The following is a 10,633-nucleotide window of genomic DNA, read 5'->3' on the forward strand; positions in this document are numbered from 1 at the left end:
CTTATCCCTCCCACCTCCCACCCCGGTTGATCTTGGAGCCTTCGCGGAATCCATCGGACATTTCACCCGCCGATTCCGCGATTTCTCCAAGATCACGGGTCGGGGCGGCGGCGGTTCGGCGGGGGTGCGCGACACGGCTTCGCTAGAGTCGATGCGTGGTCGGCATGCTCAGCGCTCGCACGGCGCGTCGGATCGCAACGGCCGCCGCGTACGGCGGCGGAGGTCTCAGTCTCCTGGGCGCCAGTGTCTACGGTCTGCTCCGGCTGCAGGCCACCGTTGCCCGGCGCACCATCACAGGGCGCCCGCTCGGCGGGCCGCCCGACCCCGACGGCATCTACGGCACCGGGGACGGCCCGCCGCTGTCGTTCGTCGTCATCGGCGACTCCGCGGCCGCCGGCTACGGCGTCGAGACGCCCGAGGAGACACCGGGCGCGCTGCTGGCCGCTGGACTGGCCGAGGTGGCGCACCGGCCGGTCGCGCTCACCACCGTCGCCCAGGTCGGCGCGCAGAGCACCGACCTCACCGACCAGCTCGACAAGGCGATAGTCGCCTCACCCGACGTCGCGCTGGTGATCGTCGGCGGCAACGACATCACCCACAAGGTCCGGCTCACCGACTCCGTCCGGCTGCTCGACGAGGCCGTCCGCCGGCTGCGCGACGCCGGCTGCGAAGTCGTCGTCGGCACCTGCCCCGACCTCGGCACCATTCGGCCGATCCGCCCGCCGCTGCGGTGGCTGGCCCGGCGGGCGAGCCGCCAGCTGGCCGCGGCGCAGACGGTCGCCGTCGTCGAGGCCGGCGGCCGGACGGTCTCGCTCGGCTCGATCCTCGGGCCGGAGTTCGAGGCCGCGCCGGGCGAGCTGTTCAGCGAGGACCAGTTCCATCCGTCGTCGGCGGGCTATGCCCACGCCGCGGCGGCCGCGCTGCCGTCGATGGTCGGCGCGCTCGGACTGTGGGCCGCCGACGAGGACCGTCCCGAGCTGGTCCGCGGCGACAGCGTGCTGCCCATCTCGATCGCCGCGGTGGCCGCCGCCGACCACGCCGGCACCGAGGTCGCCGCCGCGACGGTGGGCGGCGACGCCAGCGGGCCGCGTGGGCGCTGGGTACTGCTTCGCAACCGCCGGCGGCGCCCGCTGCCCGACGCGGTGGAGGCACACCGGGCGTAGTGGGGAGGGTCGCGTGTAGCCTGGAGTTACCAATCGGTAACACCGGTCGAGGAGCCCGCCATGCCCGAGGCAGTCATCGTCGCCACCGCCCGCTCTCCCATCGGCCGGGCCTACAAAGGGTCGCTGGTCGACGTCCGTCCCGACGATCTCGCCGCCACCGTCATCGACGCCGCGCTGAAGCAGGTCCCTTCGCTCGACCCCGCCACCCTCGACGACATCTACGTCGGCTGCGCGGAGCCGCGCGACGAGCAGGGCGGCAATGTCGCCCGTCGCATCGCCGTCCAGCTCGGGCTCGACGACATCCCGGCGGCGACGATCAACCGGTTCTGCGCGTCGTCGGTGCAGACCGCCCGGATGGCCTTCCACGCGATCAAGGCCGGCGAGGGCGACGCGTTCGTGTCGGCCGGGGTGGAGTGCGTCTCGCGGTACGTCGGCTTCGGCGGCGCCGGCGTCGACCCCGAGTCGACGCAGAACCCGATCTTCGCCGACGCCAAGGCGCGCACCGCCAGGTACGCGGAGACCAACGAGACCTGGCACGATCCGCGCGCCGAGGGCCAGCTGCCCGATATCTACGTCCAGATGGGCCAGACGGCGGAGAACGTCGCGACGCTGTGCGGGGTGACCAGGACGGACCAGGACGAGTTCGCCGTCCTGTCGCAGTCGCGCACGGAGCAGGCGATGAAGGACGGCTTCTTCGCCCGCGAGATCGTCCCCGTCACCCGGCCGGACGGGCAGGTCGTCGACACCGACGACAGCCCTCGCCCGGGCACCACGCTGGAGAAGCTGACCGCGCTGGACCCGGTGTTCCGGCCGGCCGGCACCATCACCGCCGGCAACTGCACGCCGCTCAACGACGGCGCCGCCGCGGTGGTCATCATGTCCGACACCCGGGCCCGCGAGCTCGGGCTGACCCCGCTGGCCCGTGTCGTCGCGACCGCGGCGTCGGCACTCTCGCCGGAGATCATGGGGCTGGGTCCGGTCGAGGCGACCCGCCGGGCCTTGGCACGGGCCGGCATGACCATCGACGACGTCGACCTCGTGGAGATCAACGAGGCTTTCGCCGCGCAGGTCGTGCCGAGCGCGCGGCAGCTGGGCATCGACTACGACAAGCTCAACGTGCACGGTGGCGCCATCGCGCTCGGCCACCCGTTCGGCTCCACCGGCGCGCGCATCATGACCACGCTCGTCAACGGGATGCGGACCCGCGACGCCTCCATCGGCCTCGAGACCATGTGCGTCGGCGGTGGCCAGGGCATGGCGATCATCCTCGAACGCCTCTGATCACTCCGACGGCCCACGCAGGCTTCTGAGGGCCGCCACGACGGCGTCGAGGTCGGCCTCGTGCCCCGCCGCCAGCGCGTCGAGCAGTTCCCGTCCGACGACGGCGACCTGGTCGGCCAGCGCGTGGTCGGCGAGCCTCGGCACCGGGCGCCGCCGGTCGCCGCGAGCGTCGGCGGCCGCGTCGGCGAGCGCCTGCGCCAGCCGGTGCGCGGCGTCGGCGACCGAGGCGACCGCACGGTCACCGCGGCGCAGCTCCCGCACCAGGCGCTCGAGCTCCCGCCCCAGCGCCTGGGCATCCTTGCTGATCATTACGGCCGGTCCGATCTCCAGATGGTCTTGACGAAAGGGTTGTGCCATCCCGATGCGTCAGGCACAGTCGTGATACGGGAGTCCTCGAGAGCCGCGGAGGCAGCCATGAGCCTGAATCACTCCGACGAGACCCATCGCAACCTTCTCGCCCGGGTTCCAGGCATCACCGGACGAGACCTTCCGGAGTGGTTCGAGGCCCTCGAGGCCGGACCCGCCTTCCTGCGGTTCGACGATCGCGTGAGATGGCTCCGCGACGAGCACGGCCTGGCCCACGGCCACGCCACCGCCATCGTGCACGAGCACGACCTGCGCCGTGCGGCGCGCCTGTTCGGCTGACCCCGAACGCCCCCGCACCCTTCTACCTGGGGTTCGTGAACATCACCGGGACCTCTCGCGCATCACCAGTCACCCGGTGTCGTCGTGTCGGGCAGGTCTCGGCCACGGTCACGCTCGCTCCCTCGGGGGCAAACGGCTGGAATGATCACGTTCAGCAGGATCACCCGAGCCTCACCATGATTGCGAGCATGGTGTGACACGAGATCTCGTGCTGAACGTGATCATCTCGAGGCGGTCGGGCGGCGGAGAAGCGATTCGGCCCGCCTCGTGAGGTCCACGAGGCGGGCCGACGCGTAGTCACCGTCCGACGGCTGGGCGGGTCACTCTCCGCGGAGAATGGCCAGCAGCCGGAGGATCTCGATGTAGAGCCAGACGAGCGTGACCGTGAGGCCGAACGCTGCCGTCCAGGCGAACTTGGCCGGGATGCCGGCCTTGACGCCCTTGTCGATGAAGTCGAAGTCGAGGATCAGCACCAGCGACGCCAGGCCGACCGCGAACAGGCCGATCAGCGCGCCGAACGCGCCGTCGCGGAAGCCGAACGCGCTGTTGGTGTCGCTGAACACCATGAACAGCAGGTTGACCAGGCTGAACAGCGCGTAGCCCATCAGCGCGATCATGACGCCGCGCTGGAACTTCGGCGTCACCCGCACCTTGCCGCTGCGGTACACGAGCAGCGTGGCCGTGAAGACCGCGAGCGTGCCCAGGACCGCCTGGGCGACGATGCCGTCCAGCGGCTGCCCGCTGATGGCGTAGTTCTCGAAGACCTGGCTGATGCCACCGACGAACAGACCCTCGAACGCGGCGTAGGCCAGGATCAGCGGCGGCGACGGGTTGCGCTTGAACGCGTTGACCAGGCCGAGCACCAGTCCGACGATCAGACCGACGAAGGCGAGGCCGGGGTTGAACCAGCCCACCACGGCGCCGGCCAGCAGAACGGCGAACGTGATGCCGGTCTTCATGACGACGTCGTCGTAGGTCATCCGCCCGGTCTGCACGGGCGTCGCCGAGGGTGCGGCGTACATGTCCTGAAGCTCTTCAGCGCTCGGCGCGGCGGCGTCGTAGGTCGCGTGCCGTCCGTTGAAGCCCTCCGCCCGGCTGAAGATCGGGTTGTTCCCTTGCATCGCTCTCCTCCAACGCCCGCCATCGGGCGAATCAGATACGTATGGCAAGTCTACTGATCAGCGAGCCGAATCACGAGACCGCGTGCCGCCGGACGCGCTGGGTACGTGACGGTCACGGGTTCCCGCCGGACGCACACCCGGTGGGTGCGGAGACCGGGAGGGCCACCATGCCACAGGAAGACGACTCGCACGACCGACCATGGGGTCACGAAGACCCAGCCCAACGCCCGGCGCGGGCGATTCCTGACCGCGAGCCGAGCAACTACCAGGACCCTGACCGCCGGCCGGGGCGCTGGCCGCCGTGGACGCTGTTCGTCGCGGTCGTCGTGGTGCTGGTCGTCAGCCTGGCCATCCTCGCCGTGATCGGCCTGGTCGCCCAGAACTGACCGCGGTCGCGCCGCCGACGTTGCGGTATGCCCCGTTTCCCACGGTCGGTTACCCTGAGCGCGAACATCTGACGAGGTGTCGCCAAGGGGGTAACGATGTCGAGTACAGGTACACCCGGGGGTCCGGGCGAGCCCGGCGGTCGGAATCCGGACGGTTCCGTCCCGCCGGTGCCGCCACCTCCTGGCACCACTCCCCCCACGCCGCCCACCGGCGCGACACCCGGTCCGCAGCCCACCCGGCCGCTGGACCTCGGCGCGGTGGCCGTCGGCCCGGTACCGCCGCCGCCAGGTGCCTCCAGGCGCCGCCGCGGCCTGGCCGCCGGAATCCTGGCCGGTGTCGCCGTCCTGATCGTGCCCGGTGCGGTGGTGGCGTGGCAGGCCCTCGACGGGGGCGGCACGCAGCCGCACGACGTGCTGCCCGGCGACGCGCTGGGCTACGCGCGCGTCGACCTGGACCCATCGGCCAGCCAGAAGATCGAGGCGTTCCGGTTCCTGCGCAAGTTCCCGCTGTTCAGCGAGGCCACCGGTATCGAGGACGACAACGCCGACCTGCGCGAGCGGCTGGTCGACGCGTTTTCCGCATCCACCGGCTGCGACCTGGACTTCCAGGAGGACGTCGAGCCGTGGATCGGCAACCGCCTGGGCGCGGCCATGCTGCCGCCGACCGGCGACGGCGAGGAGCCCGGCTTCGCACTGGCGCTGCAGACCGACGACCAGGATGCCGCCGAGGCCGCCATCGACAAGGTGCTGGGCTGCGACGCCACCGGCGGCGCTGAGATGGGCCGCGCGTTCCTCGACGGCTACCTGATCATGACCGACACGCAGGAGAACGCCGACCGCTACGTCGAGGCGGCCGGCGAGTCCCCGCTGAGCGAGAACGCCGAGTTCACCGAGACGATGGACCTCCTCGGCGACCCCGGCATCGCCTCGGCGTGGACGTCGGGCAGCGCGCTGTTCGACACGTTCGGCGGTGCGGAGGCCCTCGGCGAGATTCCGGAGGGGAGCGGCATGCCCTCCGGCGACGACATGGCCGAGATGATCGACGACTCCTATCGCAATGCCGCGATGGCGTTCCGGTTCGACGACTCCTATGCCGAGCTCGCCGCCGTCATGACCGGCGAGATCTACCAGGCGGTCGACGCCGGAGTCCGGGCCAACGTCCCCGAGGACACCATGGCGTTCCTGGGCGTGTCCGGCGGCAGCCAGTACGTCACCGACAACTGGGACGCGCTGCTCGGTACGTATCCCGACGCCGAGGAGGAGCTGGGTGCCCTGGAGGACGAGATCGGGATCTCGCTGCCCGAGGACATCGCCACGGTGTTCGGTGACCACCTCGTCGTGGCCGTGGGCGGCGGTGAGCTGGACCCAGGCGCGATCGCGGAGGGCGACCTGTCCACGCTCGACGTGGGCGCGCGGGTCGAGACCGACCCGGAGGCGTTCCAGGACCTGTGGGACCGCATCCAGGGCATCGCCGAGGACGCGGGTGCGTCGCTCGAGGGAGTGCCGCTGCAGACCACCAACGACGGCTACGTCATCGCCAGCAACGACGACTACGCGAATGCGCTGATCGACGGCGGCGACCTCAGCGACAGCGACGTCTACACCACGGCCGTCAGGGACGCGGGCGAGGCCAACACGGTGTTCTTCCTGAACTTCGACGCCGTCGAGGACGACATCCTGTCCGCGGCGGAGGGCCAGGGACTCAGCGACAGCGAGCTCGAGTCGCTGCGGGCGCTGCAGGCGGTCGGTGTGTCCGCCCAGGTGCTCGACGGACACACCGAGATGAGCCTGCGGGTCACGGCCGACTGACCGGCGTAGCACCCACCTGGTGGGTGCGTCTTGTGGACGGTCAGCCGGCGGCGATGCGCCAGGCCCGGTCGACCTGCTGGACGACGCGGTTCCCGTCGCCGTCCTCAGCACTCACCCGCACCGACGCGAACCCCTCACCCGCGGCCGGCACCTGAGCCTCGAACGAACCGTCACCAGACGCCGACACCGGCACCTCCCGCCAACTGACACCGTCGTCGAACGACACCTCCACACCCACCGAAAACCCACCCGGCCCGTCCGCACCCGGCTGGTAGTCCGGCGTCACCACCAGCGGATACGACACCCCCGCCGGCACCTCGTTGCGCAGCCCGGCGTCCAGCTCGTAACCCAGCTGCACCAACGCCAGCACCTCGGACTCACCCGACGGACGACCCGACCGGAACCCCCACGTCGTCTCGGTGTGGGTGGAGGTCTCCTTCCAGTTGAGCCGCCCGTCGGTGACGGACAGCGACAGCTCGAAGTCGCCCTCCTCCGCGGGCACCGTGAACTGCGCCTCCGACCAGTCCTTCGTCCCGACGACCTCGCCGTCGCGGCGCAGCGTCAGCTCCGACAGGTCGCCGGCCTGCTGGAAGATCGTGCCGTGCAGCGACCAGTCGCCCCAGGTGTAGTGCGGGATCGCGATGCGGATCGCGTCGCGGACCCGGGCGACGCCCCAGCCGGTGCCCTCGGGGAACCCGGGCGCGGTGACCGGCCCCCACCACTCGTGCTCATAGACCCGGCCGGGCTCGTACTGCTCGACGGCCGACCAGACCCAGTACAGGTTGCCGTATCCCTGGTGCGGGCGGGCGTGCCGCTCCCACTGGACGCGGTCGGTGCTGACGTACTCGGTGCGCACGACGGGGCCGCTGCGGCCCATCGGCAACGACACCCCGAGCAGGCTCCCGTCGAGGTAGGCCAGCCATTCCTCGCCGCGGGCCATCTCGTCGGACTCGGCGCGGAAGTCCGAGACCACCGTGGCCAGCTCGTCCTCGGTGACCTCGTAGACGATGCCGCCGGGCAGGCCGTCGGACTCGGTGAACACGAGCTCGTAGGAGTACCGGGAGTCGGCCAGCCCGACGACGTCCAGGGTCAGACCCGGGTCGGTGGCCAGCGTCGCGCGCAGTCGGTCGCCGGTGGCCTGGTCCAACGCGTACGTCGGAAGCGCGCCGCCGCGCAGCTGTGGCAGCCAGCCCCCGGGGTGGTTGTTCTGGATCAGCAGCAGCGCCGCGCCGGCCGCCTGCGCCGCGCGCGCCTGCCGCGCCAGCTCGGCCTGCACGGCCAACAGGTCGGACCCGCTGGTCCGACGGACCAGGGCGACCTTGCCGGCGACGTCCACGGCGGCGAACTCCGCGTCCGTGCCGGCGCCGACGTCGACGACCGGCAGCGACGCCTCGCCGGCGTACGGATGGCCGATCGACACCAGTGACGGCGTGCGATCGATCTCGAAGCCGTCCGGCCCGGCCACCCCGGCCTCGAGCAGAGGCTCCACGAGCTGCCAGGCAGTGCTGATCTCGAGCTCGCCGGTCTTGGCCGCCGGTCCCCGGAACGCGTGGAGGTCCTCCTCGTACCAGCCTTCGGCGACGACGACCGTCCTCGACCGGTCACCGATCTCGCGGCGCCACACTACCTGGTAGCGATGGACGTCGGTCTCTCGCGGCGTCTCGACCTGGACCGGTTCGGCGTCGCGGGCGTCGTAGTCGAGGGTGACGTCGCCGTCGACGACGAGCTGTGGCTCAGCGGCGAGCGCCCGGTCGGCGACCCGATAATCCACCGGTGCCGTCTCGACCGACGCCACCATCGTGTACGTGCCGGCCGGCACCGCCACGGTCGCGACGCCGTCGGTCATGAACGCCCGGATCCATTCCGCGGTCTCGTTGTTCCACAGGTCGACGGTGCCGGTGGCCCGCGCGCCGTCCCGGGCGATCCCGGTCACGGTGACCGTGTGCGCGCGACGCTCGACGGTGAATGACACCACGCTTTGCACGCGGACGTCGCGGTCGCGCGGATCGGTGGCCACGATCCGGCCGGTGTAGGCGCCACCGGTGCTCGCCGACGGCGCCACGCGGACCTGCGTGCTCGCGGTGCCGCCGGCCGGTATGGACAGGACCGGGTCGGCGAGCCGGAGCACGGGCGCACCGGCACCGTCCGAGCCGACGCGGGTGACGTCGGCGGACAGCACCAGCGTGACCCGCTCGTCGGTCGGGTTGTGGTAGGTCAGGGTCTGGCTCACGCCCGGGTCGTCCATGCCGAGGTAGCCCAGGTTCAGCACGCTCTGCTCGACGCTCACCGCGTCGGCGACCGCCGCGGCGACGTCGAGCCGGCCCGAGCCCTGGAACGTCGTGCGCTCACCGTCCAACGGCAGGCTGCTGGCCACCAGCCGGGACTTCAGCTGCTCGCCGTCCCACTCCGGGTGCTGCTGAGCCAGGATGGCGGCGGCCCCGGCCACGTGCGGCGTGGCCATCGAGGTGCCGTTCAGGGACGTGTAGTGCTCGTCGAGCAGGTTGCCCAGCGAGGTTCCGGCCGCGCGGGCGGCGACGACGTCCACGCCGGGCGCCACGATCTCCGGCTTCACCGCGCCGTCGCCCAGCCGCGGGCCACGCGAGGAGAAGGACGCCGCCTCGTCGTCCTTTTCCACCGCACCCACGGTCAGCGCCGATGTCGCCGCACCCGGTGAGGTGACGGTGCCCTCGGTTGGTCCGATGTTGCCCGCGGCCACCACGAACAGCGTCTCGGACTCGGCGGTGAGCCGGTCGACGGCGAGGCTGAGCGGGTCGGTGCCGTCGCTGGGCGCGTCTCCGCCGAGGCTCAGGTTCACGACGTCGGCGCCCTGCGCGACCGCCCACTCCATGCCGGCGATGATCCAGTCCTCGTACCCGCTGCCGGTGGCGTCGAGAACCTTCCCGATCAGCAGGTCGGCCCCGGGAGCGACGCCCCGGTTGGCGCCGCCGGACGCAGCCCCGGTGCCGGCCACCGTCGCCGCCACGTGCGTGCCGTGCCCGTGCCCGTCGACACCGGTCCGGCCCTCCGGATCCGGATCCGGGGTGAAGTTCGCCGCGCCGACCACCTGCCCGGCGAGGTCGGGATGGGTCGGGTCCCAGCCGGTGTCCAGCACCGCGACCGTCGTCCCGGTGCCGTCGTACCCGGCCTCCCACGCCGCCGGCGCGCCGACCTGCGAGACGCTCTCGTCCAACGCCACCTCGACCCGGCCGTTCAGCCAGACCCGCCCCACCTCCTGGGCGAGGACGGCATCCCACAGCACGCTCCGCGCGGCCCGGTCGGCGGTGACGACGACCGCGTCGATGCTGTCCAGCTCGCGCTCGACGAGGACACCGGGCGGCACGCTCAGCGGTGCGGCGTCCCGGGACGCCTCGTCGGCCGGTGCGGCGACGAGCAGCGGCAGGTCCGCCGTGGCGGCGTCGTGGTAGCCCTCCTGGGCCAGGTAGGTCACGTCGAACAGCCGCTCGTCGACCGCACCGGACTCCAGGTAATGCACCGCCTCGTCCGGCACGACGTGCACGTGCCCGTCCGCCTCCGAGATCCGCGGCGTCGAGCCGGCGGGCTCGCCGTCGGCCGGCTCCTCGACCCACGCGGCCTGGCGCCCGTCCGGCGCGACGTGGAGCGTTACGACGTCGCCGGTGAGCAGTGTGATCTGGTACGTCGCACCGGCCGGCGAGGTCGCCGGCGACGCCGTCACCGCTGGGGTCGCGGTGCTGGAGGCCGCGGACGGGCCCGCGCCGGCGAGCGAAACCGGCAGGACCGCGGCGAGCAGCGCCGCCACCGCCCAGCGGCGGCCGGCACCGGCGGGGAACGCAGTGGTCGTCATGGTGGCCCTCCTCAGCCCGAATCAGCCGGCGGCGATGCGCCAGGCCCGGTCGACCTGCTGGACGACGCGGTTCCCGTCGCCGTCCTCAGCACTCACCCGCACCGACGCGAACCCCTCACCCGCGGCCGGCACCTGAGCCTCGAACGAACCGTCACCAGACGCCGACACCGGCACCTCCCGCCAACTGACACCGTCGTCGAACGACACCTCCACACCCACCGAAAACCCACCCGGCCCGTCCGCACCCGGCTGGTAGTCCGGCGTCACCACCAGCGGATACGACACCCCCGCCGGCACCTCGTTGCGCAGCCCGGCGTCCAGCTCGTAACCCAGCTGCACCAACGCCAGCACCTCGGACTCACCCGACGGACGACCCGACCGGAACCCCCACGTCGTCTCGGTGTG

At 71.9% G+C, this 10,633-nt stretch carries 8 protein-coding genes and 1 pseudogene; 5 read left to right on the forward strand and 4 right to left on the reverse strand.

Annotation, left to right across the window (positions count from 1 at the left end; all coding sequences use genetic code 11):
* Positions 1-164 precede the first annotated feature (164 nt).
* Positions 165-1,163 (forward strand): SGNH/GDSL hydrolase family protein, encoded by a 999-nt coding sequence (locus E1269_RS15625; protein ID WP_131896117.1) that lies wholly within the window; start codon positions 165-167, stop codon positions 1,161-1,163.
* A 60-nt stretch (positions 1,164-1,223) separates the two neighbouring features.
* On the forward strand, positions 1,224-2,444 hold the full coding sequence (locus tag E1269_RS15630; RefSeq protein WP_131896077.1) for an acetyl-CoA C-acetyltransferase: 1,221 nt from the start codon (positions 1,224-1,226) through the stop codon (positions 2,442-2,444).
* Here the strand turns inward: E1269_RS15630 and E1269_RS15635 are convergent, their stop codons facing one another.
* Complete coding sequence (locus E1269_RS15635; RefSeq protein WP_131896079.1) at positions 2,445-2,753, reverse strand: hypothetical protein; 309 nt, start codon at positions 2,751-2,753, stop codon at positions 2,445-2,447.
* Positions 2,754-2,858: 105 nt separating this feature from the next.
* On the opposite strand from E1269_RS15635, the gene E1269_RS15640 reads away from it, so the two are divergent.
* Complete coding sequence (locus E1269_RS15640) at positions 2,859-3,089, forward strand: DUF4287 domain-containing protein (RefSeq protein WP_131896081.1); 231 nt, start codon at positions 2,859-2,861, stop codon at positions 3,087-3,089.
* Between the two features lie 320 nt (positions 3,090-3,409).
* Here E1269_RS15640 and E1269_RS15645 read toward each other — a convergent pair whose 3' ends face one another.
* Complete coding sequence (locus tag E1269_RS15645; protein ID WP_131896083.1) at positions 3,410-4,210, reverse strand: Bax inhibitor-1/YccA family protein; 801 nt, start codon at positions 4,208-4,210, stop codon at positions 3,410-3,412.
* Between the two features lie 167 nt (positions 4,211-4,377).
* On the opposite strand from E1269_RS15645, the gene E1269_RS15650 reads away from it, so the two are divergent.
* Entirely contained in the window at positions 4,378-4,596 is a 219-nt protein-coding gene (locus E1269_RS15650; RefSeq protein ID WP_131896085.1) for a hypothetical protein, read from the forward strand.
* A gap of 168 nt (positions 4,597-4,764) precedes the next feature.
* A complete protein-coding gene (locus tag E1269_RS15655) occupies positions 4,765-6,405 on the forward strand; it encodes a DUF3352 domain-containing protein (RefSeq protein ID WP_131896087.1) in 1,641 nt (546 codons plus the stop codon).
* A gap of 40 nt (positions 6,406-6,445) precedes the next feature.
* Here E1269_RS15655 and E1269_RS15660 read toward each other — a convergent pair whose 3' ends face one another.
* Together E1269_RS15660 and E1269_RS15665 are read right to left on the reverse strand one after the other, a co-directional pair.
* Entirely contained in the window at positions 6,446-10,228 is a 3,783-nt protein-coding gene (locus E1269_RS15660; RefSeq protein WP_131896089.1) for a S8 family serine peptidase, read from the reverse strand.
* Positions 10,229-10,249: 21 nt separating this feature from the next.
* Positions 10,250-10,633, reverse strand: a pseudogene (locus tag E1269_RS15665) (hypothetical protein); the annotation flags it as partial.

This window comes from Jiangella asiatica, assembly GCF_004349065.1.
Classification (GTDB): Bacteria; Actinomycetota; Actinomycetes; order Jiangellales; family Jiangellaceae; genus Jiangella; species Jiangella asiatica.